This is a genomic window from Orbus sasakiae (genome assembly GCF_039542345.1).
Taxonomy (GTDB): Bacteria; Pseudomonadota; Gammaproteobacteria; order Enterobacterales; family Orbaceae; genus Orbus; species Orbus sasakiae.
Genome location: NZ_BAABHY010000006.1, coordinates 71,064 through 95,914, shown reverse-complemented (window position 1 = coordinate 95,914; position 24,851 = coordinate 71,064). Strand labels below are relative to the sequence as shown.

General features: G+C 40.5%; 21 protein-coding genes. 11 read left to right on the top strand and 10 right to left on the bottom strand.

Annotated elements, in window-relative coordinates; genetic code table 11:
- Positions 1 to 95: 95 nt before the first annotated feature.
- The 3 genes from ABEA36_RS11285 to ABEA36_RS11275 all read left to right on the top strand — a co-directional run bounded on the left by ABEA36_RS11285 (position 96) and on the right by ABEA36_RS11275 (position 4,379).
- Complete coding sequence (locus ABEA36_RS11285; RefSeq protein WP_345492216.1) at positions 96 to 1,964, top strand: beta-glucoside-specific PTS transporter subunit IIABC; 1,869 nt, start codon at positions 96 to 98, stop codon at positions 1,962 to 1,964.
- A 12-nt stretch (positions 1,965 to 1,976) separates the two neighbouring features.
- Positions 1,977 to 3,374 (top strand): glycoside hydrolase family 1 protein, encoded by a 1,398-nt coding sequence (locus ABEA36_RS11280; protein WP_345492214.1) that lies wholly within the window; start codon positions 1,977 to 1,979, stop codon positions 3,372 to 3,374.
- 87 nt (positions 3,375 to 3,461) lie between these two features.
- Positions 3,462 to 4,379, top strand: a complete 918-nt coding sequence (locus tag ABEA36_RS11275) for a PRD domain-containing protein (protein ID WP_345492212.1) — start codon at positions 3,462 to 3,464, stop codon at positions 4,377 to 4,379.
- A gap of 185 nt (positions 4,380 to 4,564) precedes the next feature.
- On the opposite strand, the gene ABEA36_RS11270 is transcribed toward ABEA36_RS11275, so the two are convergent.
- Both ABEA36_RS11270 and ABEA36_RS11265 read right to left on the bottom strand, forming a co-directional pair.
- Positions 4,565 to 5,272: an outer membrane protein gene (locus ABEA36_RS11270; protein ID WP_345492210.1), complete on the bottom strand. Its 708-nt coding sequence runs from the start codon at positions 5,270 to 5,272 to the stop codon at positions 4,565 to 4,567.
- Between the two features lie 221 nt (positions 5,273 to 5,493).
- A complete protein-coding gene (locus ABEA36_RS11265) occupies positions 5,494 to 5,826 on the bottom strand; it encodes a winged helix-turn-helix transcriptional regulator (protein ID WP_345492208.1) in 333 nt (110 codons plus the stop codon).
- A 144-nt stretch (positions 5,827 to 5,970) separates the two neighbouring features.
- On the opposite strand from ABEA36_RS11265, the gene ABEA36_RS11260 reads away from it, so the two are divergent.
- Positions 5,971 to 6,606 (top strand): NAD(P)-dependent oxidoreductase, encoded by a 636-nt coding sequence (locus ABEA36_RS11260; RefSeq protein ID WP_345492206.1) that lies wholly within the window; start codon positions 5,971 to 5,973, stop codon positions 6,604 to 6,606.
- A 64-nt stretch (positions 6,607 to 6,670) separates the two neighbouring features.
- Here the strand turns inward: ABEA36_RS11260 and ABEA36_RS11255 are convergent, their stop codons facing one another.
- The 4 genes from ABEA36_RS11255 to ABEA36_RS11240 form a co-directional block, all read right to left on the bottom strand.
- Positions 6,671 to 7,945: an MFS transporter gene (locus ABEA36_RS11255; protein WP_345492204.1), complete on the bottom strand. Its 1,275-nt coding sequence runs from the start codon at positions 7,943 to 7,945 to the stop codon at positions 6,671 to 6,673.
- 123 nt (positions 7,946 to 8,068) lie between these two features.
- The gene (locus tag ABEA36_RS11250; protein WP_345492202.1) at positions 8,069 to 9,463 is read right to left on the bottom strand and encodes an NCS1 family transporter; all 1,395 of its coding nucleotides are present in this window, start codon (positions 9,461 to 9,463) and stop codon (positions 8,069 to 8,071) included.
- Between the two features lie 124 nt (positions 9,464 to 9,587).
- Positions 9,588 to 10,955, bottom strand: coding sequence for an allantoinase AllB (allB, locus tag ABEA36_RS11245; RefSeq protein ID WP_345492200.1), 1,368 nt, complete (start codon positions 10,953 to 10,955; stop codon positions 9,588 to 9,590).
- 427 nt (positions 10,956 to 11,382) lie between these two features.
- A complete protein-coding gene (locus tag ABEA36_RS11240; protein ID WP_345492198.1) occupies positions 11,383 to 12,471 on the bottom strand; it encodes an alpha/beta hydrolase in 1,089 nt (362 codons plus the stop codon).
- 188 nt (positions 12,472 to 12,659) lie between these two features.
- Here ABEA36_RS11240 and ABEA36_RS11235 point away from each other — a divergent pair, with 188 nt between their 5' ends.
- On the top strand, positions 12,660 to 13,553 hold the full coding sequence (locus tag ABEA36_RS11235; RefSeq protein ID WP_345492196.1) for a LysR family transcriptional regulator: 894 nt from the start codon (positions 12,660 to 12,662) through the stop codon (positions 13,551 to 13,553).
- 32 nt (positions 13,554 to 13,585) lie between these two features.
- On the opposite strand, the gene ABEA36_RS11230 is transcribed toward ABEA36_RS11235, so the two are convergent.
- Complete coding sequence (locus tag ABEA36_RS11230; protein ID WP_345492194.1) at positions 13,586 to 14,491, bottom strand: DMT family transporter; 906 nt, start codon at positions 14,489 to 14,491, stop codon at positions 13,586 to 13,588.
- A gap of 126 nt (positions 14,492 to 14,617) precedes the next feature.
- Here ABEA36_RS11230 and ABEA36_RS11225 point away from each other — a divergent pair, with 126 nt between their 5' ends.
- On the top strand, positions 14,618 to 15,418 hold the full coding sequence (locus ABEA36_RS11225) for a helix-turn-helix domain-containing protein (protein WP_345492192.1): 801 nt from the start codon (positions 14,618 to 14,620) through the stop codon (positions 15,416 to 15,418).
- Positions 15,419 to 15,528: 110 nt separating this feature from the next.
- On the opposite strand, the gene norR is transcribed toward ABEA36_RS11225, so the two are convergent.
- Positions 15,529 to 17,082: a nitric oxide reductase transcriptional regulator NorR gene (norR, locus tag ABEA36_RS11220; RefSeq protein WP_345492190.1), complete on the bottom strand. Its 1,554-nt coding sequence runs from the start codon at positions 17,080 to 17,082 to the stop codon at positions 15,529 to 15,531.
- Between the two features lie 164 nt (positions 17,083 to 17,246).
- On the opposite strand from norR, the gene norV reads away from it, so the two are divergent.
- From norV to ABEA36_RS11195, 5 genes are all read left to right on the top strand, one after another.
- Positions 17,247 to 18,671 (top strand): anaerobic nitric oxide reductase flavorubredoxin, encoded by a 1,425-nt coding sequence (gene norV / locus ABEA36_RS11215; RefSeq protein WP_345492188.1) that lies wholly within the window; start codon positions 17,247 to 17,249, stop codon positions 18,669 to 18,671.
- A 10-nt stretch (positions 18,672 to 18,681) separates the two neighbouring features.
- Complete coding sequence (norW, locus tag ABEA36_RS11210) at positions 18,682 to 19,815, top strand: NADH:flavorubredoxin reductase NorW (protein ID WP_345492186.1); 1,134 nt, start codon at positions 18,682 to 18,684, stop codon at positions 19,813 to 19,815.
- A gap of 190 nt (positions 19,816 to 20,005) precedes the next feature.
- Positions 20,006 to 20,779 carry an ABC transporter ATP-binding protein gene (locus ABEA36_RS11205; RefSeq protein WP_345492184.1) on the top strand — a complete coding sequence of 258 codons (774 nt, stop codon included), beginning with the start codon at positions 20,006 to 20,008 and terminating at the stop codon, positions 20,777 to 20,779.
- Between the two features lie 17 nt (positions 20,780 to 20,796).
- A complete protein-coding gene (locus tag ABEA36_RS11200; protein WP_345492181.1) occupies positions 20,797 to 21,747 on the top strand; it encodes an ABC transporter substrate-binding protein in 951 nt (316 codons plus the stop codon).
- 3 nt (positions 21,748 to 21,750) lie between these two features.
- On the top strand, positions 21,751 to 22,758 hold the full coding sequence (locus ABEA36_RS11195; protein ID WP_345492179.1) for a FecCD family ABC transporter permease: 1,008 nt from the start codon (positions 21,751 to 21,753) through the stop codon (positions 22,756 to 22,758).
- A gap of 163 nt (positions 22,759 to 22,921) precedes the next feature.
- Here ABEA36_RS11195 and prfH read toward each other — a convergent pair whose 3' ends face one another.
- A complete protein-coding gene (prfH, locus tag ABEA36_RS11190) occupies positions 22,922 to 23,545 on the bottom strand; it encodes a peptide chain release factor H (protein ID WP_345492177.1) in 624 nt (207 codons plus the stop codon).
- Positions 23,545 to 24,633, bottom strand: a complete 1,089-nt coding sequence (locus ABEA36_RS11185; RefSeq protein ID WP_345492175.1) for an RNA ligase RtcB family protein — start codon at positions 24,631 to 24,633, stop codon at positions 23,545 to 23,547. Before ABEA36_RS11185 ends, prfH begins: the two co-directional genes overlap by 1 nt.
- Between the last annotated feature and the right edge of the window lie 218 nt (positions 24,634 to 24,851).

The window sequence follows — 24,851 nt, the reverse complement described above, 5'->3', positions numbered from 1 at the left end:
TTTTCATTGCATCAGCAATGAACTCGTTAAGCGCGTTTGGTCTTTTTTTTTGGAAATAATTTTTCCGATTATTTTAGTTAACAAAAGGATAGCGTATGGATTATCAAAGCATAGCCTCGCAGATACTCGAGCTCGTTGGTGGTAAAAAAAATGTACGCGGATTAACACACTGTTTTACCCGTTTACGCTTTCAACTCATTGACACATCCAAAGCTGTCAAAGATAAATTACTCCAAACCGAAGGCGTGATATCCGTTGTTGAGAGTAATGGGCAATATCAAGTCGTACTTGGCAATAAAGTCACCAAAGTGTATGAAGCGTTGCAGCCGCTACTTGGTGACCTTGCCAATAATGCACAAGGCCAAGAAAAAGTGGCCTTAGGTACCCGCATTTTAAACGTGATTACGGCCATCTTTACCCCGATGATTCCCGCGATTGCTGCCTCTGGTATGCTAAAAGGGATTCTTGCGGTTGCCGTGATGATGGGTACCTCGTTTTATGCAACAGATATCAAAAAAAGTGATACCTATATTATTTTAAATGCTGCCTCAGATGCCGTATTTTATTTTATGCCAATCATTTTAGGTTATGCATCAGCGAGGGTGTTTAAAACCAATGAATTTATAGCGATGATTCTAGGGGCGACGCTGTGTTACCCAGCATTAGTCGCCTTGATGTTAGGACAAAACTCCATCAGCCTATTTAATATTACCATTACAAAAGCCAATTACGTCTCAAGCGTGATTCCCATTATTATTGCCGTATTTATCTTAAGTTATGTCCAACGCTTTTTTGATAAATATGTGCCCGAAGTGCTCAAAATCATTATGGTGCCAACGCTGTCACTACTGGTGATGGTGCCATTAACATTAATTGTGTTCGGACCTATTGGGATTTATATTGGTGAGTTCGTCAATTGGATTTATTACTACATCATGGATTTTAGCCCTATTTTGCTTGGTGCGTTTATTGGCGGTATCTGGTGTGTGCTAGTTATCTTTGGGGCCCACCGTGCGGTTGTTCCGATTGGGATTAATGACGTTGCACAAACTGGTCGCCAAAATCTGCTCGCCTTTGCTGGCGCGGCTAACTTTTCACAAGCTGGCGCAGCGTTGGGCGTATTTTTTAAAACTAAAAACAAAAATTTAAAAACCGTTGCGGCATCAGCAACCGTTACTGCACTATTTGGTATCACCGAGCCGGCAATTTATGGCGCGAATTTACGTTTAAAAAAACCGATGATCTACGCGGTAATTTGCGGTGCCATCGGTGGTGGACTAATGGGATGGGGTGGCTCTTATGGTACAGCCTTTGCAAATCAAGGTGTATTAACTATTCCTGTCTACGCTAACGCGGGAACCAAAGCCTTTGTCTGTTACTTACTTGGCTGTGCTATCGCCTTTTTTGGTGCATGTATTATGACTGTCGTGTTAGGTTTTACCGATATCCCAAATGATGACAAACAAGCCGATAAGCCAAAAGAGACAGATAAACAGCCCCCCCATGATCTTGACCATGCACTAATGTCACCGGTCAGTGGGAAAGTGATTGCCTTAGCCGATGTTAAAGATGATGTGTTTGCCTCTGGGGCAATGGGTAAAGGTATCGCGGTACTCCCAAATAAAGGGGAAATTGTTGCTCCAGAAGATTGTACGGTCAGCGTTCTTTACCCGACACTGCATGCCATCGGCTTGCAATTAGACAGCGGTATCGAAATTTTAATTCATATTGGTATTGATACGGTTAACTTACAAGGGCAGTATTTTACCGCTCATGTTAAAGCTGGCGAGCATATTACAAAAGGCACCAAAATTGTCAGCTTTGATATCGAAAAAATTAAACAGGCTGGGTATGATTTAACAACATCGATCATTGTCGTAAATTCACAGCAATATGCAACAATTGCACCAACGGCACAGACTCAAATTGAGACCAACAACCAATTATTACAAATACAAGCATAGGGGTTTGATAAAATGAAAAAATTTCCACACGATTTTTTATGGGGCGCCTCTTCTTCGGCTTTTCAAATTGAAGGGGGCTGGGATGAGGGTGGCAAAGGCATGACTGTCGCCGATTATAACTCATTTCAACGCTCGCATATGCAAGCAGATAGTAAAGTGGCCAGTGACTTTTACCACCATTATGTCAATGACATCAAATTATTTAAAGAACTCGGTTTAAAAGCGTATCGTTTTTCCATTTCTTGGGCCAGAATTATTCCTGATGGTGATGGTGACATCAACCCAGCGGGTATCGATTTTTACAATAATGTGATCGATTTATTAATCGAACATGATATTGAACCCCTTGTGACACTCTACCATTTTGATTTGCCGTTTGCGTTAGTTGATAAATACAATGGTTGGCAAGATCGACGCTGTATTGAGGCATTTAGACGTTATGCACAAACCTGTTATCGTGCGTTTGGTGACCGCGTCAAAAAATGGCAAGTCAATAATGAGCAGAACTTAATGATTCGGGTGAATGAACGCATGAATATGTATCATGTTCAACCTGAAAATGTCGAAAAAGTCCGTGCACAAATGGATTATAATATGTTTGTCGCGCATGCGATGGCAACAAACGATTGCCATGATATGATTAAAGGAAGTCTAATTGGGCCTGCTGTATCATCAACGATGACCTACCCAAGCAGCAATAAGCCGCAAGATGTCTGGGCGGCAAAAATGAATGATAACTTTAAAACCAATTATGCTCTAGAGATGTACTGTTTTGGTGATTATCCAGGTTACTACAAAACATATTTAACGCAATGCGGTATTTATCCACATACTGAGCCAAGTGATGCACAAATACTCAAACAAGCAAAGCCAGACTTTATTGCTGTTAATTATTATCGCACATTGGTTGCAAGCTACCTACCCGCAGATGCTAGCCATCCAATTGGTACCAAAGAGAAAGATATTGATTTTGATTTATATGGCTATTTTAAAATAGAGAAAAACCCACACTTGCCGTCATCAAAATATGGTGCACAAATTGATCCGATGGGTTTACGATTAGTCTTAAACGAATATTATCATCAATATCGTCTCCCCATGATCATTACTGAAAACGGTTTAGGCACGCCTGATGAATTAACGGCTGACAACAAAGTTCATGATGATTACCGTATTGATTATATCCAACAACATATTGCAGCATGTTATGATGCCATGGAAGATGGCGTTGAATTGTTTGGTTATTGTCCATGGTCGGCAATTGATCTGCTGAGTTCACATCAAGGATTTAAAAAACGTTATGGTTTTGTGTATATTAACCGCGATGATCATGACCTTAAAGATCTGGCTCGTATTAAAAAAGATAGCTTCTATTGGTATCAAAATGTGATTAAAAATCATGGACTTTAAATATGATTTTGCACGGTACGCAATATCACTGATAGATTACTGAGCACAGAATTGAAGTCATAAAGGGATTTTAGTGAGAACACTAAAATGCCTTATACTATGTTGCCGCATGTTCATCAATCAATCCGTCATTCGTGCGGATTTATGGATAAGGAGTCAGTCTCGATGCAGGTCATTAAAGTCATGAATAACTCATTAATTCTTGCGGTGGATTCACTGGGTAATGAGTGCATTTTAATGGGCAAAGGGATTGGCTATAATCAAGCGATCGGCAATGATGTGCAGCTATCGCAAGTCGAAAAAATTTTTCTGCTAAAAGATAAACAATTTTTGCTCGATTTTGTCCATCTTGCCAATCAATTAGATGAAACCTACTTTCATATTGTTCGCGACATTGTCGCTTATGCACAGCAACACTATCAGTTATCAGTGATGGACTCTCTTTATCTGTCGCTCACCGATCATATTGCTTTTATGGTTAAACGTTTTTATGACGGTCACTTAGATGAAAACTTCAGCTACCTCGATGTGATCCAATGCTATAAAGATGAATATCAAATCGGTAAGTTTGCACTTAATTTGATTAATGAACGGTTAGCGATGAGTTTACCAGAAAGCGAAGCATCTGCCATTGCCTTACATTTTGTCAATGCAGCCCTTAATTCGCCTAAAGAAGAACACCTACAAGTCAGCCAGTTAGTTAAAAATATTGAAACCGTGATTAGCCGTTCTACCCATTTAATTTTTGACCGGGACAGCTTTTCTTATTCACGCTTTTTAACCCATCTCAATTACTTTGCCAAACGTATTATTCAGCGCAATCCCTTTAATGATGACAAATCAACATCATTATATCAACAGATGTCGGCCAATTTAACCTTAGAAAAATCAGTGGTTGAAGCGATTGAACGATTTATTCAACAACAACATCAACTCACTTTATCATCACAAGAGCAGTTTTATTTACTGATTCATCTTCACCGGATTATTAGCGAGACGCGTTAGTAAAATTTAACTTATTGAGTTGTTAAATGTTTATTGATTTTTAGAAAGTGAATTTTTTATTCTTAATACAAAAATAGTGCACATAAAAAAGCACTGATAATACTAAATGCTTAGTAAACACAGTGCCTGAATTAGGAACGTAATTGATGTTATAACGTTCCCGATATATCTCATTGATGTTGATATTAGAATGCGTAACGTAAACCAATCGTTAAATCATGTGAGCTTAATTTTGCTGAGCTTTCTTCATACCAAATACCATCATTTGACTCATCTTTAATTTTACCACTATCAAGGTATCGATATTCAAGGTTTGCAGTTAAGTTGCTGGTAACTTGATAGCTAACGCCAGCCATCGCCGCCCACGCAAATTTTGTTTTTGAATAAGATTCATCTTCAGAACTGTATTTGACAAATGCCATCCCTAAGCCAACACCAACATATGGTGTAAAATCACTGCTGTTATAAAAATCATAATAACTATTTACCATCAATGTTGATTGTTTCACTTTAAACGAGTATGAATCGTATTCCCCACCTTCACTAACACCACCTCCAGGAGCCGGCATTGATGAAAAAACATAATCCGATGTGGTAATATCCGCATTAGTACGATATGTGTAATCAAGTTCAGTTCGAACTGGAACACCATAAATAACATTAAAGTCATAGCCTGCATTTAAACCAATATTGAAAACAGTTTTATTTTTATCTTTAGCTGAACTGTAATCATAACCTTGCCCATCGTAAAAGTGGCCATTTGATTGCACATCTTTTGATTGAATGATGCTAGCACCCAGTTTTCCACCCATATAAAAACCCGTATTATCGGCTAATGCCATCGCTGACATCGTCATTAATCCAGTAACAATTGCAATATGTTTTAATTTCATCGTCTCTTTTTCCTATTTTAGTTAATTGATTTGTAACAAGTTTCAGCGTTTTGCATAAATAACATACCGCTAAACACATTGCCAGATTATCTATTATTATAGAGAGGCACATGTTACACAAATCATGTATAAATTTCAAAAAATAAGTATGAAATGCATTGATTTGTATATAATTCGACATATCGTGTCTGATTTATATACTATCGGTTGAGTTATCCGTCCTAGCAGCCAAATTGCTGTTTATACTGCTCACCCCATTGGCACATTGCATCGTGTACGTTTTTTAAACTTACTCCAACATCGGTTAAACTGTATTCGACTTTAGGGGGAATTTGAGCATACACTTTACGACTGACTAAGCCATTTTCTTCCATGATTCGAAGATGCTGGGTTAACACTTTTTGTGAAATGCCATTTAATGATTTTTTGAGTTCACCAAATCGTTTAGTCCCCGTTAGCAAATCACGCACAATTAACACTTTCCATTTGTCCCCCATCAACATCAATGTCATTTCCACGGGACACGCAGGCAGTTTTTCATTTTGTTGTAACATCACTAACCTCTTTAAAATCAATAATAGTTTCTAATAGGAAACTATAGTACTAATGGGTACCTACTTTACAATAGATACTGACAAGATTAAGCTGAGTATAACGTTAAATCGTATTTAATCAACCCAACATAAGAGGAATTACAGATGAAAATTGCAATCATTGGCGCAAACGGTAAAGCGGGCCTGTTTTTAGTCAACGAAGCACTAAGCCGAGGCCATGACGTAACCGCGATGATGCGTAGAGAAAACCAAGCAGTTAACAAAAAAGCACATGTTGTGATCAAAGATTTATTTCAATTAAGTTACAACGATCTAAAAGACTATGATGTCATTATCGATGCATTTGGAACTTGGGCCCCTGAATCATTACCACTTCATCAAACCAGTTTAAAACATCTTGCCGATCTACTCAGCCATAAACCTAACCGATTATTGGTGGTGGGTGGTGCAAGTAGCTTATATGTTGATGATGCACACACATTACGTTTACTCGATTCTGATGGTTTTCCCGATGAATATAAGCCACTAGCCTCAAGTATGGCAATCGCGTTTGATGCATTAAAAAAACGTGATGATGTGCAGTGGACTTATTTAAGTCCTGCTGCTGAGTTTATTGCTGACGGGGTTAGAACAGGACATTACCTTACGGGTGGCGATACACTACTGCTAAATAGCCAAGGGCAAAGTCAAATTAGTTACGCGGATTATGCCATCGCCATGATTGATGAAGCCGAAGCGGCAAAACATGTACAACAACGTTTTACGGTTGCTGCTGAATAAAGCTCGTTGTGTCAGTAAAAAGCCCTTAAACACCTGTTTGAGGGCTTATCAGATAATAGAACAATTAGTTAGACTTTTTTAAATCACCAGTAGATTTGGTGATCAAATAAAAGATCAATGTTCCGGTTAAGGTGATCGTGATGGCTAAATAAAATGCATAACTTTTACTGTGCATAATATCTGAAATATACCCTGTCAACGATGGCACGATAACCGCAGAAGACATCCCAAAAAAGTTAAATACACCATAGGTTGTGGCTAAGCGTTTTAGTGAAGCAAACTGACCGAGCCAAGCAATAATAATCGGCTCAACCACCAACTTACCAAAAAAACCATAAGCAATGATGCTAATGGCGATCACAGTTGTATTAACGCTATAAACCGCCATAAATAAACACAGTGCAGCCAATACTTCTAACGCAATAATAATCTGGATTTTTTTCTTGAAAAAGACATCAGCAATATAACTAAAAAATAGCGCTCCTGGGATAGCGGAAAAAAAGGCTAAGGATGACATAAAGCCCACTGATGTTGCTTTCACCCCTTTTTCAACCTCTAAAAAATTGGGTAACCAAGTGTCGATCAAATAATACGTGTATAGTGTTGAAAAATAAAGGATATAGGCTGCTATCATCTGGGGACGGCACAGTGAGCGCAGTAAACTCATTTCCACTTGTGGCGTCGCGCTGGCTGTTGATGTTAATTCTGCAGGGCTTTTCGTATCAACCGATGTGCTCTCATTGGATAATTTGATTTCAGACAAAATAAACCGATGAAAAATAAACATCATGATCAAAATGAACCCAATCACAATCATGATCAGATATTGCCACGGCAAGAATCCGCGACCCACTAAAAAACTCGATGAAATCAGCCCAAAACTGCTACCAATTGCAATACCACTATTGACGATAGCGGTTGCTAAACTTTTTTTGCTTGCTGGTACATATTGCGCCGTAAATGAATACGCCACACCATAAAATGTACCGCATCCGATACCCGCAATTAAGCTGCCAACATAAACCGTAAACAAAGAAGATGATAAAGCAACCGTTGCTGCGCCGACGGCAAAAATCATAAAACTGGGGATTAATATCTGCTTACGCCCGACTTTATCAACTAATAAACCCGACGGGATTTGCATACAAACATAGCCAAGAAAATAACAACTGGAAATGTAACCTAACTGCGCATTGGTGACACCACCAAAATATTGACTAATAACAGGATAAATGGGGACTAATAAGGCGCGATAAACAAAAATGATTGCCCAACCAGCCGTTAGAATAAAGATGAGCTTTTTCCAATAGAGCAGTGGTGAGCTGACCAATAGTTTCATTTATATTCTCAATCTTAAACAAATAATAGATTAATCATAGTAATCTTAGTGAATGAGTACCCATTAATGACGCTAAATAGGTACTCTGTTTCAATAAAATTGATTTATAGCAGTCAATTAAAACTATTTTGACTTGGTATCAAATATCGTGCCTTTACGGAAAGGCGAATCTTTAAAAGCATATTTCGTTAAAATCAGGTAGCTAATGCCACCCACAAAAAAGCCAATAACCCAAGATAAGCTCACTTCACAAAATGCGGCGCCCGCACCAATTAGCATGGCAATAATGGCGGCTTTATTAAAACCAGTAAACTGTCCTTTTTCATTATATAACTCCATTACATCCACTATCTGTTTACGCAAAATGTAATATTCGACTAATAAAATGGCAACAATCGGCCCTAAAAAAGCAGAATAGATGAGAATAAATAAACCCAATCCTTTAGCTGATGAGTCTTGCACTAACACCCAAGGGAAAGAGGCGATGGCTAATAACCCAGTGATGGTGACAGCGGGCTTATATTTGACTTTGGTTAATAACGTTATCACATAAGCTGGCGGAATAATGTTTGCAACCATGTTCACCGCAATTGCGCCTAATACGATAAATGCCGATACGGCAACCGTGATATAGTCATTCTCAACCACGATCGCAAACGCTTTTACAGGATTTGAATTACCGGTTGCAGACGCTAACATGGCACCAATAGTCAGAACGAAACCGTAAGCAATAACAATCGGCACAAAATAAAGCAGTCCTCTTTTACGATTGCTGATGCCTGATTTAAGTTCACGTGAATAATCCGCTGCACTTAAGAAAATCGCGGCATAGTTACCTAAAAATATCATAATAAATCCAAAGAATGGTAGGCCCCATGTGCCTTCAGTGCGTACCCATTTTTGGGCAATGACTTCTTTATGGTTCATTAATAAAATCGCAAATACGTAAATCAGTGCCAATAAAATGACAATTGAGATCAGAATTTCAACCCACTTAACCGCATGGAAACCATAAAGTGAAAGCGCAATTTGTACAAATTGTAAAATCACGAAACAGACAAAAATATTATCAAATGCACCACCCGATAAGACTTTAATGATTTCATTTAATGCCGTACCACCGATCCAGCTTTGAAAACCATACCAAACGATACCGGGGATGCCTCGCAATAAGGATGAAATAACGGACCCTTTAATACCAAATGACATTCTTAATTGAACAACATAAGGAATACCGGTTCGATAGCCTAAGCGATCATTTAACGTAAAGACGATAGAGATAATTAAAATCGCAATAATTGCCGCCACAAACGTTTGGATGATATTCATCGTAGCAAGTCCGGCAACCACTAAACTGGCACCTAACGTCATATTACCAAGATTGACCCCATCACCAATCCACATAAACGCGTAAGCAATGGGACTCACCGTCCGCTGTGCTTGCGTCTTTGGGACTAACGATTCATCGATTTTTAACGTCTCAACTTGAGCACGGCTAGTATTATTGTTATTTGTCATAACTCTTTTCCTAAATTAAACAAATGATGAAAGCGGATATGCGTGATTCAAGCATTAAGCAGTGTTAAACAATAGATGATTTGCTTAACGCTCCTACTGCAAAATGCTTGGCATAACCGCCTATTTAGCGACGAATAAACTGACCTATCGGTGATTGAACAACACCGCTTTCTAAGCTATACACCGTTTCGCCACGTAAAAAAGTCCGTACAACCTGCGCGCCAATATCACGCCCAACATACGCACTAAATTTATTTCGATATTCAAGATCGTCTGTCTTTAAGACATAATGTGAATGTGGTTTAATGAAAATTAGATCAGCGTCTTTACCAACCGTAATAGACCCTTTTGTTGGTAAATTAAAACGTTCAGCAGGATTTTTAGCAATAATATCTGCAAACATTTTTAATGACATTCCGCGTTTTTGAACCGCTTCATCAAAAAAGATATCCACATTATTTTGTACACCGGCAATCCCGCCCCATGCGTCAAATGCATTGGGTTTATCTTTTAAGTCAAACGTACAAGGCGAATGGTCAGAAACCGCCGTAATCACATGACCGGAGAATAAGTATTTCCATAAACCATCTTGTGCACTTTTATCACGAATCGGCGGAGAACATTTCGCTAATGGGCCGATTGCATCTAATTCATCCGTGGTAAAATACAGATAATGAATACACGTTTCACAGGTGACATCAACGCCTTCATTACGCGCTTTGATGACTTCTTCAACCCCTTCTGGACACGCGACATGGCAAATATGAATACGGCATCCGGTGAGCTTAGCAAAAAAGATAGCGCGGCGAATGGCTTCAACTTCTGTAAATACAGGACGCGTTGCCACATATTGGGAAACTTTGGTTTCACCACGTTCTTTAGCCAGTTTACCTAGCATATCGGTAATGGGTGCATTTTCGGCATGAATCGCCAGTAATTTGCCTGTTTTGGCAATTTGACGCATCCCTTCCCATAAAGCATAATCGTTCACATTCGCGAAGTCACCATCCAATGTTGGATCGCCGCAGGTTCCCATGAAACATTTAAATGCGGTGACACCTTCTTTGGCTTGCTCTTCAATGGCACCACTGGTTAAGTTATAGGGTACCAGCCCACCGAACGATGCCACATCGACATGTAATTTACCTTCACCGGCTGCATACTTTTGACGAATTGTTTCGCCACTTGTTGTTGCCGGTAATTGGTTAAGTGGCATTTCAACAAACGTGGTCACACCACCTTTAGCACAGGCACTCGTACCGGTTTTATAACCTTCCCATTCAGCGCGAATACCGCCTGGTTCAGAAATATGAACATGCACATCAACCATACCAGGGCTGACAATATAGCCCTTAGCATCGATGATTTCATTTGCACCATTAAGGTTCGGTCCAATCGCGGCAATTTTGCCGTTTTTGATAGCAATATCAGTCTGAACATCGCCCGATTCTAAAATAACAACACCATTTTTAATAATACGATCATACTGCATAATTCGTTCCCAAAATTGAGTTATAAAAAAACATCAGTTCTTTCTTATATCACGTTATTACCTAATTTTGGTAATCATTGCTGATAATTTTTGATAATAAGAATTATTGCAATAATAGTGCCAATTTAGGCTTTAACTTAAAAAAAATTTAATTATCTGATTTATAAAGCATATAAAATTTTTAATAATCGATATGATACATGATGGTTCAATGATGCACAATTGAATGAACCTCGATGGTGCAAAATGAGTAAAATATCACCATTTATGTGCAAATTGCCTATCATTAAAAATGGGGGAAAGCGCTAATTATCCCGTCAGCAAAGCGGAGAGATAGCCTAGCCACGATAGAAAAAGTATTGAGATGGGGCTCTTATCATAATGTGATGAAGCCCAAACGAGCCTCATCACGTGAGATATGACTTATTTATTGTAAGTGAGTTTTAAAAAATTGCGTAAACTGATCAAATGGGATTTTATGCGTTGTATTGTCATACAAGTCAGTGTGACTCGCATTCGGTACAATAAGCAGTTGTTTATTTTTGCTACCAACCGCCTTAAAGGCATCTTCTGAAAAATAACGAGAGTGTGCCACTTCACCTGCGACAATCAACGTTGGTGCTGTGATTTCATTGGCATAACTTAATAATGGCATATTCGCAAATGAAAGCGGCATCGTCACCACCCAAGAACCGTTCGGATTTGAATTAGCCGCTCGCGGGTGAAAGCCTCGTTTAGTGGTATAAAATTGAGAATAATCAGCAATAAATTTTGGTGTATCAGCCGTAATGTGATCCGAGGTCAAATTATTACGTGGACTCAAAGTGGCATAATCATTTTTCATGTCATCCCAACGCGCTTGGTTTAAGGCTTGTTTCATTGCAACGCGCTCGTCTTTCGTCATACTGTCATTATAGCCTTTTGAAACAACACGGCTCATGTCATACATTACGCTTGTGGCAACCGCTTTAATGCGAGTATCAATCGCCGCGGCATTTAACGCCATCCCGCCCCAACCACACACGCCTAAAATACCAATTTTGTCACGATCAACGTTATCGAGTGAACCTAAAAAATCGACTGCCGCGCTAAAATCTTCCGTATTAATATCAGATGAAGCTTGATTACGCGGTAAACCACTACTTTCCCCTGTAAAAGACGGATCAAAAGCCAGTGTCACAAAACCACGTTCAGCTAACGTTTGTGCATACAAACCTGATGATTGCTCTTTTACTGCACCAAATGGACCACTTACAGCGATGGCAGATAATTTACCTTGTGCTCCTTTGGGCATATACAAATCACCCACTAATGTGATGCCATAACGATTTTTAAAGGTGACCTTACGGTGCTCGACGTTATCACTTTGTGGAAAAATTTTGTCCCATGATTGTTCTAATTGAATTGTTTGTGCTGGAATTTGAATGACGGTTGCCGATCGCTCATTTGCCATAGTTGTTGCTCCAAATAAAGTTGAACTGAGTAATAACGCATAGGTCAGGGTTTTTAATTTCATTGTCATGCCTTTGTTAAATTCTATTGATTGCCAGACTGAGATAAAACATTATATAGGTTAACAATTGGATGATAAGATAGTGAAAGGTTCATTTACTATTAACTACAAGTTAATAATGATATTACTCCGTTTTTTCGATTAACTGGACAGATATCATATTTAGGCGCTCTTATTAGTGAGGTTTGACCATGTTTAAAAATACCAATTACAATGACTTATATGCCTTTTTACAAGTTGCACTCGAAAAGAGTTTTAATAAAGCGTCCCAAAAAATCGGTATCTCCTCCCCTGCATTAAGCAAAAAAATTCATGCATTAGAGCGGCAACTGGGCATCCAACTTTTTAATCGAACCACTCGCAAAGTGGCGCTAACACAAGCTGGGGAACAGCTGTTGCGTACTGTACAAATCAGTTTTAGCAAGCTTGATAATGAATTGACATTACTTGAACACCATCGAAATTCCCCGTCTGGTTCCGTCAAAATTAACTGCGGCTTACAAGTGATTGAAACCTTACTGCTACCTAAACTCGCCCATTTCAAACTGCAATATCCCGATATTCAGTTAGAACTCATCAGCGAAAACCGTTTTGTCGATATTATTCATGATGGGTTTGATGCTGGCATTCGTTTTGGTAGTGATGTGGCTGACGGTATGGTGGCCATACCAATTAGTGACCCCATGAAAATGGCCGTCGTTGCATCAGCAAGCTATTTTGACAGGTATGGCATCCCCACTAATATCAGTGAGTTGACCCAGCATCAATGCATTTGTTATCGGCTGACCAATGGCCAAATATTCCAATGGCATTTTAATGATAACGATACCATCATAAAGATTAAACCTCAGGGGCAATGGATATTTAATGATGATTACCCAACGTTGACAGCAGTAAAATTGGGCTTAGGCATTGGCTATTTACCGATTGACTTGATTACCCATGAACTTGAACGTGATCAGCTTATTGCCATTTTTCAGGAAAAAATTCCGCCTTTACCCGCCTTACACCTCTACTACCCACATCGCAATGTGTCATCTGCACTGCGTGTGGTGATTGATAGTTTAAAACGGTATTCTACTTAATGTGTCATACTGTTAGACTTAATGACACGAGCCTATTTAGGCTGAACATCGGCAATCACTGCACGTTTTCGGCCCAATGGGTATTTTAAATTTTGCGCTAAAATCACCCCAAATAACGACACGCCACCACCAATAATGTGGTAACTGCATAACTGTTCATTGAGCAGTAATATTGAAATCACTGCCGTAAATACGGGCGATAAATTTAAAAAAAGTGATGCTTTATTTGCGCCGAGCTTTAAAACCCCTAATACCCAGACGATGGGCGCTATCACCGAAGCAGGAATACCAGCATAAAGAACCAACCAAATATTATGTGAATTTAAGCTAATATCATCGGCCATTAAAAAACCAGGTAAAAGAATTAAACACCCAAACGTAATTTGCACATAAATGGCCTGCCAACTAGGAATCGGCATGACCCATTTTTTCGTCAGAACACCGTATAATGCATAAGAGAGCGCAGCGGTAAACATCATCAGCTCACCTTGACCCACACCAATTTCAAGTAATTTAATTGGGTGGCCACCACTGATAAGCCATACCAACCCCATAAACGATAATAGGCTACCAATTAACACCCCTAATGTAGGCGGTACCCGTAAAATAAAAAGACTCAACAAAATCGTTAAAAGGGGAATAACTGAAATAAAAATGCCGATGGTCAATGCACTGATACTGTAAGCGGCGTAATAAGCCAAACTTTGATACAGTGCCATGCCAAGTAATCCCAACAACGCCAATTTGGCTAAATAAGGGTAAATTTGCTGACGATTAGCAATAACCCCTTTTAAAACAAATGGCGTTAGCAATAACAGGGCCAGCAACCAACGGTACAAAGAAATCACCGCAGGATCGATTGCACCTGCTGACAACTTATTGACAACGGCATTGCCTGCCCAAATAATGACTGCGATTAACGGATATAAATACGCCATACTGTGTCTCGAACCCATAGCAAAAATAAATTATCGCTAGTATAGCCTGTCTCATTTAATATATATCACTAAAATCAGACAAAATGTACTATAATCAGACAATCTTACTTAACGAAAGTCCCGACAATGCCTCAAGAACTCCGCCATGCATCATTAGAAGCTTACCCTGAAAGTTTGCTGTTTTTCCGTAGTGAAGCGGTCAATGCGAATACGGAATATTTGCCACACAGCCACCCTTGGGGGCAAATTATTTGCGTCAAATCGGGCATTTTTGTCCTTGATGTGGCTCAGCAACGTTTTTTAACCCCTTCTGGGTTTGCTTTATGGATCCCCCCCAATATTGCTCACTCGAGCCATAACCATAAACCCACTTGGTTTCGCTCAATTAATATTAACCAGTGCCAAATGATGCCACAGCAAGCGTGTTTACTGAGTTTAAGTGCGATTAGTCATGCGATTATTGATTCATTTTTTAATCGAAAATTAAAAGTTCCACAATCACCTGAGGACTTACGACTTTGTCAGGTGCTGATTGATCAGCTATTGAGTGAACCATGGCAACACACTTATTTGCCAAGCAGTCAAGATAAGTACTTAGCACCGATTTTAAAAGCCCTTGAACGCAACCCAGCGGATAATTCAACCCTTGCCCAATGGGCTGACAAGGTTTACACCACAGAACGTACCCTAGCACGCCGCTGTCAAACCGAATTGGGCTTATCATTTAGTCAATGGCGTCAGCGTTTACGATTTTTATATAGCGTGTCATTACTTGAACAAGGCAAAACAGTGCAAAATATTGCTTTTGATGTTGGCTATAGCTCCGTATCGGCCTTTATCACGATGTTCAAACAGATTGCAGGCGTTACACCTGATTACTATCGTCACAATGCAAGTGCAGTGAATATGCGTAAAAATACGTCATAATAAATCACAAGTGACGCCTTTACTAAGACGCGCTAAAAAGGCCAAGACCGGTGATAACAGTCATGCTTGGTGACGGTTATCAAGGCACCCTCAATAGACCATTTATTAAATCATTTCAGCCCTAAGCGCTTTGCTAACCGATGTAAATTGCCGACATCAAGATCTAAAGTCCGTGCACTTGCTGACCAATTCATCTTATTTTCATCAAGGGCTTTGCGAATCATTTGCCGTTGCAGGTGCTCGGTAGCTTGGCGTAGATTACATGAAGATGAATTAGCGACGCCAACAGTCCCAACTTTATGGCGATTTTCAGGCTCAATGTGTGATGCAACATCTGATAACGGTAAATGAAATAAATAATGATACAAGATAAGTTCATTTTGATTTTGTGCCGCACGCGCCAACACCGCAGCCCTTTCAATAGCATGTTTCATTTCACGGACATTACCAGGCCAAGAATAGGTTTCAAGCAGTGTGAGCGTTTCAGTAGGAAGACTTATCTGAGACACGTTAAGTTTATTTTTTATCTGTTCCACAAAAAAACCAGCAAGCAAAATAATGTCCCCTTTTCTTTCCCTTAAAGCCGGCACATGTAACGGAAACACACTTAAACGATGAAATAAATCAATTCGGAAATGCCCCTCAACCGTTGCTTGCTTTAAATCACGATTTGTCGCGGCTAAAATTCGGACATTAACACGTTTGGTACTGTCTTCGCCGACACGTTGTAAATCACCATATTGAATCACCCGTAATAACTTTGCTTGCAGAATTAATGACAGCTCGCCTATCTCATCTAAAAATAGCGTGCCGTTATCTGCCATCTCAAACTTACCGGTTCGATTATGTATGGCCCCGGTGAAGGCCCCTTTTACATGGCCAAACAGTTCACTTTCAGCAACACTTTCGGGTAATGCGGCGCAGTTTAAATATACCATTGGCTTGTCTGCGCGAGGTGATAATTGGTGTATCGCATTGGCAACTAACTCTTTACCGACGCCCGTTTCACCGGTGATAAGCACATTAAGGTCTGAGCTGGCAACCACGTCAATTTCATGTTGAAGCTGTTTTATTGATGCGGAAAGTCCGACCATCTCTTCGTTAGCACGTGACACACTGCGTTTTCTTGGCACAATGCGATCATAGGTTGGTAACGCGTCTTTCTCTAACATTGACACTAACAATGCTGTATTCAATGCTGATGATGCTAAGGCACCAATTAAACGTAACTCTTCATCGCTAAACACATCAAACTGGGCCGGATTCAGGCTATCGAATGTCAATGCCCCAATCAACTCTTGATCAGCAAACAGCGGTAGTCCAATACAAGCATGCACTTTAAGTTCATCATGACCGGGAATTAACCCATCATAGGGATCGGGTAACAGGCTGTCTGCAGGAAAACGCACGACATTGCCAGCCCGCGCAATCGCCTCTAATCGTGGGTGAGATGATAATGCGAATCGTCGTCCTAACACATCGGGTGACAAACCATCGATCGCCAATGGACGAAATTGTTGATTTTCATAACGCAGTAAAGCTGAAGCATCACACTGTAATAGCTGCCTAACACTACTGATTAAACGTTGAAAGCGGTCACGCCCTGATACGCCATGTTGTAACTCAATAGCAATGTTGGCCAAGGATTGGATTGAAAGTTTCATATATTGTCATTTCGACACACTGTTAGTCATTTTGACAATTATAGCACATTGTCAAAATGACAATATTATTTTTTATTTTATTTAAAATCAAAGCATTAAGTATTGGCATGGTGTTTGCTATAACACATTAACGTTATCATTTTATTTCAATTGAGGGAACAACAATGGCAATTCATGTTAAAAATAATATTCGTTGGGTAGGACAACGCGATTGGGAAGTTCGCGATTTTCATGGTACAGAATATAAAACCCTGCAAGGAAGTAGCTATAACAGCTATCTGATTCGTGAAGCAAAAAATGTCCTGATTGATACTGTAGACAAAAAATTCAGTCGAGACTTTATTGTGAATTTAGAACAAGAGATTGACCTTAACACGATTGATTACATCATTATCAATCATGCTGAGGAAGATCATGCGGGAGCATTAAGTGAATTAATGGCTCGTATCCCTAATACCCCTATTTACTGTACCGCAAACGCGATTGATTCAATCAATGGCCATCATCACCATCCTGAGTGGCATTTTATCACCGTCAAAACCGGCGATACGTTAGATATTGGCAACGGTAAACAGCTTATTTTTGTCGAAACGCCAATGTTACACTGGCCCGATAGCATGATGACCTATATGACACAAGATGCCGTACTATTTAGTAATGATGCTTTTGGGCAACACTACTGCGATGAACACCTGTTTAATGACGAAGTGGATCAAACTGAGCTTTATGAACAATGTATTCGCTATTATGCCAATATTTTAACGCCATTTAGTCGTTTGGTTACACCAAAGATTAATGAAATTCTCGGTTTTAACTTACCGGTCTCAATGATTGCCACATCACATGGCATTGTATGGCGAGATAACCCAACCCAAATCGTTGAGAAATATCTAGAATGGGCAAATGATTACCAAGAAGACCGCATTACTATCTTTTACGATAGCATGTCATCCAACACGCGAATGATGGCTGATGCTATAGCACAAGGGATTCACGATACTGACCCGGCGGTGGCGGTCAAGATTTACAATATTTCACGTCATGATAAAAATGAAATCTTAACACAGATATTTCGTTCAAAAGGGGTACTTGTCGGCTCATCTACCATGAATAATGTGATGATGCCAAAAATTGCTGGAATGCTGGAAGAACTGACTGGGCTGCGTTTTCGTAATAAAAGAGCCTCTGCTTTTGGTAGCTTTGGTTGGACGGGTGGAGCAGTCGATCGTATCCAAACGCGTTTAATGGATGCCGGATTTGATATTTCACTTTCCCTTAAAGCAAAGTGGCGCCCTGACGGTGACGCGTTAGCAGACTGCCGCGAACATGGCCGCAAAATTGCACGCGAATGGGCACTGCACCCATTAACCACACCAACCATACCGGTAACAATCAATGACAAACCGACAACAGGCGCAACAGAGACCCAAAGTCAATCGATGATCTGTAATGTTTGCCAATGGGTTTATGATCCGGCACTGGGTGAACCATTACAAAATGTTGCGCCGGGTACGGCATGGTCAGATGTGCCTGATTCATTTCTTTGCCCGGGATGTGCATTGGGTAAATCAGTCTTTGACCCAATGTAATGGAGGACACATGGAAAATCATATTGTCATCATTGGATCTGGCTTCGCGGCCCGCCAACTGGTTAAAAGCCTGCGTCGACTCGATAAAGCAGTGCCGATAACATTAGTCGCTGCAGATAGCTGCGCTGAATACAATAAGCCTGATTTAAGCCATGTTTTTAGCTTAAAACAACGCGCTGAAGATTTAACTCGGCAAACTGTTGCCCAATTTGCCCAAGAGCATGACGTACACGTCTACGCCAATACTCACGTGATGGCGATAGATCGCCAAACGAAGCAGCTTATTTGTGACAAACAGTCTATCGGATACCAAAAATTAGTGATTGCCACTGGTGCAACCCCCATGATTCCCGTTATACCGGAAAACGATTTAATGATAACGCTCAATAGCCAAGAGGAGTATCAACGCCATCAAGAAACATTGCAGTCCGCCAAACGCGTTATGGTGCTTGGGGCAGGCTTAATCGGTAGTGAATTAGCCATGGATTTGCAACGTTCAGGAAAACACGTGATATTAGTCGATCGTGCCCACCACATTTTGTCACTGTTGATGCCAGCCGAGCTCAGCAGCCGCTTATCTGAAAAATTCAGCCAAATCGGGATCGAGCTAGCACTGAATAATGAATTACTCGACCTGCAAAAAACCGTGACAGGGTTAAAAGCCACACTGCGTAATGGTTGGGTGACGGATGTTGATGCCGTCATTTCAGCCATAGGCCTAAAACCCAATATTTCCTTGGCAAAAGCGGCTGGATTATCGACCCATCGTGGCATAGAGGTTAATCCGCAATTACAAACTACAGATGCCAATATCTATGCCTTAGGTGATTGTGCTGAAGTGATGGGTAAGGTGCAATCATTTTTACAACCGATCCAACTTGGTGCGATTGTTTTGGCTAAAAATGTATTGGGTGCGACAGAAACCTTAACACTACCAGCAATGTTAGTTAAAGTAAAAACCCCCGACCTACCGCTGTTTTTAGCAGGGGAAACGCATCGTCATGATCTCCAATGGCAAATTACGTTAAACCCGGATGGAATGGTGGCGAAAGGATTTGATCCACTTAAGCAGCTACGCGCTTTCATCACCAGTGAAGAACAGACCCCACAAGCCTTTATGTTACTGCGTGAGCTCACTCATTAGCTCATCTCATCTAACGTCACAAATAGTACGCATTTGCAGTATCGGTTAGCCGTTTAACGATACTGCAAAAGCAAGCAATGCTGCACGGAATCAACCGGGCTAATTTTCGCTCTTTTTTGCCTTTGTATTGACCCTCCCATTAAACAATGTTACGTTATAACATAACATTAATTCAGCAATGATGATCACCATGGAAAGAAAACAAACTGTATTAAGCTTTGAGGGCGTATATCTTAATAATAAGAACATCAAATTGCTGAATAACATTAACTTTACGGTCAATGATGGCGATCGCATTGCGATAATCGGCCCTAATGGTTGTGGCAAATCGACACTATTACGTACCATCATTCGGGAGTTAAAACATACTCAAGGCCGAATCTATTTTAAACAAAATCCGATTGAATCCATACCGGCCAAAGAGCGAGCTAAGCAAATTGCTTTACTGTCACAAATTGATGTCCCCGATTTACGTTTAACATTAGAAGAATATGTTGCTTTAGGATTATTGCCACATGTCGTAAATAGCAAAGACAAACATATCATCACGCAATCGATTCAAGATTTAGGGTTAAGTAAAATTAAACATGTCCCCTTAGAAAAACTCTCGGGAGGGCAAAGGCAACGCGCCGCATTAGCGCGGGCTTTATCACAAAAACCGCATCTTTTATTATTAGATGAACCGACGAATCACCTTGACCCACTGGCACGTAGCGAACTGTTATCCTTAGTAAAAAAACAAGATACCACGATCATTGCGGTTTTACATGATTTACAACTTGCCGCGTCCTTTGCCAATAAAGTGCTCATGTTGAATGAAGGTCATCAAATCATTTTCGATAGCCCTGATAAGGTACTACAAAGTGAAATAATATTCCCGCTGTTCGGACTGGAATGCTACTCGGTAGCCCATCCCAAAACAGGTAAAGCAATGAAGATTTTTGACACACCAATCCAGATATAACGTAAGGTAAATGCCACATGAAAAAAACAAGCCTATTTATATTTAGCCTTTTACTCTTTTTTTCTCACTACAGCGCTGGGTCGCCTATAACCGTCGAGAACTGCGGCCAACCGCTCTATTTTGAACACCCGCCACAAAGAGCCATTATTCATGATATCAATATGGCTGAAATGGCGTTTGCCTTAAATCTGCAAGATCGTATTGTTGGACTGACTGGGATAAGTGGTTGGTATAAAATGACGCCTGAATTTCAACAAAAAATGGGCAACATTCCCGAACTTGCACCCAAATACCCATCATTAGAAACCATACTCAGCGCCAATCCGGATTTTTTCTTTGCTGGCTGGAATTATGGCATGACCGTTGGTGGTGAGGTGACACCGAGCAAATTACGGCAATATGGAATACCAACCTTAGTTTTAAGTGAAAGCTGCGCAGTAGTGAATCACAACACCAATAAAGCCAGTATGGGTTTACTCTATCACGACATGGTCACGCTCGGTAAAATATTCAATAAAGAACACGAAGCCTTAACACTTGTGAATGAATGGAAAAACCAACTCTCTGTGTTGCCTCAATCAGCCAATCCATCCGATAAAATAAAGGTATTTGTCTATGATTCAGGGGAAGATAAACCGTTTACCAGCGGTAAATATGCTATGCCGACAGCCATAATTGAAGCCGCCGGTGCCCGAAATATTATGGACTCACTTGAGGCCAGTTGGACAACCACCACATGGGAATCAGTCTCGATGGCTGAACCTGATTTTATTATTTTGTTGGATTATCAAGACGGTTTAAGTGCCAACCATTTACAGGCTTTTCTTGAATCACACCCTTTAATGAAATTAACCCCCGCAGTGAGGAATCATCGATATCTAAAACTTCAATATGCAGAATTAACACCGGGTCCAGCAAATATAAAAGCGATTGAAAAACTCGCCAATGCTTTATATTTAAAGGACTAAAGCATGCGCCACTCAATACGCCGTTTTATGCTATTTTTTATCGCGTTAGTTTTGTTGCTGTTAGGATTAATGTTTTGGGGGATCATGCAAGGCAATGTGTTAATCACTTATGATCAAGTGTTATCCGCCTTGGGGTTTACCTCTAAACCGATCCCTGAAATGCTTAAAATCATTATTATCGACTTACGCATCCCTCGCGCGCTACTCGCCCTACTTTGCGGGGCAAGCCTAGCTATCGTTGGTACCTTACTGCAAACAACAACCAAAAATGAACTTGCCGATCCTTTCTTGTTTGGCCTCTCTTCTGGCGCATCTGCCGGTGCTGTTTTTGTGATCACCCGTTTTGGAAACCATTTTGGTGAATTCACCTTACCACTCGCGGCGTTCAGTGGGGGTATTTTATCTGCGATAGTGGTTTTAATGCTGTTTTATATGAGCAAATCACACCGTTCTGAACACCTAATCGTGTGTGGCCTATCTGTATCATTTCTTTTTAGTGCATTAACCAGCTATTTTATTTTTTCAGGCGATCAGCGAGCAGCGAGCTCCGTTATATTTTGGTCACTGGGCGGACTTGGCCTTGCTCGATGGGATAATTTACTTATTCCACTGATGAGTTTTGGTTTATTAAGTGGTTTTGTGATCAAACGCTGGCAATGGCTCGATGGACTCCTTGCTGGAGAGCAGACCGCAATCTCATTAGGTATTCATGTTGCAAGATTAAGGATTGAGACGTTCCTTTGTTGTGCATTAGCAACATCCTGTTTGGTTTCAATTACCGGCGTGATTGGCTTTGTGGGATTATTAGTCCCCCATGTTGCCCGCTTTTTTGTCGGTGTCAAACACCGTTTATTAATCCCGTTATCGGCCCTATTTGGTGCACTACTGTTATGTATCGGCGATATCATTAGCCGAACGGTGATTGAAAATCAAGAGTTACCGATTGGCGTCATCACCGCAGGTATCGGCGGAATTTTTGTGATTGGCTTACAGATCAAACGCAGTTGGTAGCCCGACTTAGAAAACAAACGTCATGATTATTTGATGATTGCAATGGATAATTAGCGGATATGTACGATATAGGGGAGTGAAACGCAAACGTTGGATTATGTTTATGACTTAATAACATAAACAGCACAAGATAATACTTGTGCTGCGAATAATGACGATTTACTCATTGGCACTCTTTTTCAACAAACTGATCGCCATAAAATACTAACTTAGCGCTTCCTCGCTCAATCTGCTGATGAAATTGGTGCCTTGCCGCTTTATGTTGCTGATAGTGGTTGTCATTCAAGTCAGCTAACTTATGCGCCAACAATATTGCCGCCAATCGTTTATTGGCATGCTGGCTACGCTGTGATTGCACTTTAACTGAAATCCCTGTTGCCATATGCGTAGCCCTAACTGCTGACTCGGTTTTATTAACATGCTGTCCACCGGCTCCCGATGATTTTGTGGTGGTAAACTGAATTTCACTCTCACCTATCGGTTGTAAATCCGGTAAGCACATCGCACCAATATACCAGTTTTTACGTTTATGGCTCGGTCGATAAGGGCTTTGGCACACCCATTGAATCGAACCTTGCCAGCGGTTAGTTAATAACTCAGTATGTTCACCCTTAATCGAAAGCAGCACAGAATGCAGCGTATCTTGCTTATCGCCGGATTGCGACGCTAAGATGTCCACTTCAAGGCTGTACTTTATCGCGTCTTGTAAAAATCGTTTCAGTGCTTTTGCTACTGCTAAACAACACTCATCTGGGCCTTTCGCCGCAGAAAACTGAAAGAGTAACATTAGTCACCTCCTTGCGTTTTATAGGTCAGTACCGGCGTTAATTGTGCAACGATTTGGATTAAACCCGCTTGCTGCATCGATTCAATCACACTGTCGATCGATTTATAAGCTTGTGGCGCTTCCTCATAAACCAGATCACGATCCTCACAAATGATGCGACCACCGAGCTTAGTGCGCAGCATTTGATCAGTCGAGTAACGATTTTCCAATTTTGCTTTGCAATCGGCGCGTCGCCACTTGCGGCCCGCGCCATGGGCAAGCGAAGATAACAAATCGGCATTGGCGATCGGGTTAACCAAATAGCTATAATCACCGCGTGAACCGGGGATAATCACTAATCCGGCTGTCGCCGGTGACGCACCTTTGCGATGTAACCAACCTTGCTGCCCCTCATCATTCACTCGTTCTAAAAAGTTATGATGCACATTTAAAATCTCACGGCCGGTGGTATTGAGATTATCAAATAATCGCTCCGCCACCGTTTGCCGATTATAATGAGCAAAATCCAATGCATTGTTATGCTTCTCTAGATACGTTTGTGCTTCCGGACTGGCTTGCGCTAGCCCCTTTTCGCCAAACTTGGCAACATGTTGCTGTAAAATCGCATGCCCCAGCCCGCGAGAACCGGAATGCACCAATAAAAACAGATTTTTGTTACTCAGTTGGTATTGTGCAAACAAATCGTGATCATAGATTTCACTGACTTTTTGTAACTCAGCAAAATGATTACCGCCCCCAATTGTACCCAAATTGTATTTCCCGCGCGTTATTGGCTGATCAATATTACCAATGCGGCGCTCTAACTTATCAATACTTAATTTGGCCAGTGGGATCTCGGTTTGCCATAAAGCCATACCACAACCAATATCGCTGCCAATTAAAGACGGATAAATTAAATCAGCGGAAAAATAAGCCGCTCCAATTGGGTAACCTTGCCCCGGATGTAAATCGGGCATACCGACCACTTTTACCATATCCGGCAAATTTGCAGTCGTGAATAACTGTTCGATGGCAAGCCCATCGATCCAGGTGTTTTTTGATGCCACCAAAGAAACCTTCTCTGACAACATCTGTATAGAATTGTCCATATACCAATCCATTAATTGAATAATTAAAAATAAAAATGTTTTTAGATTGGCAGGCTAAATCAGAAAAGCGAATTGAATCGAAAATTGAAAGGATGAGATATCAAATTATTCTGCAATTAGCCTGCAAAGGTGATGTAAACAAATCATAATAAATTCTCCTTTGCAGTTAATAGTGGCACGCATGATAGGGGTATATTTAAATATTGTAAATCATTTTT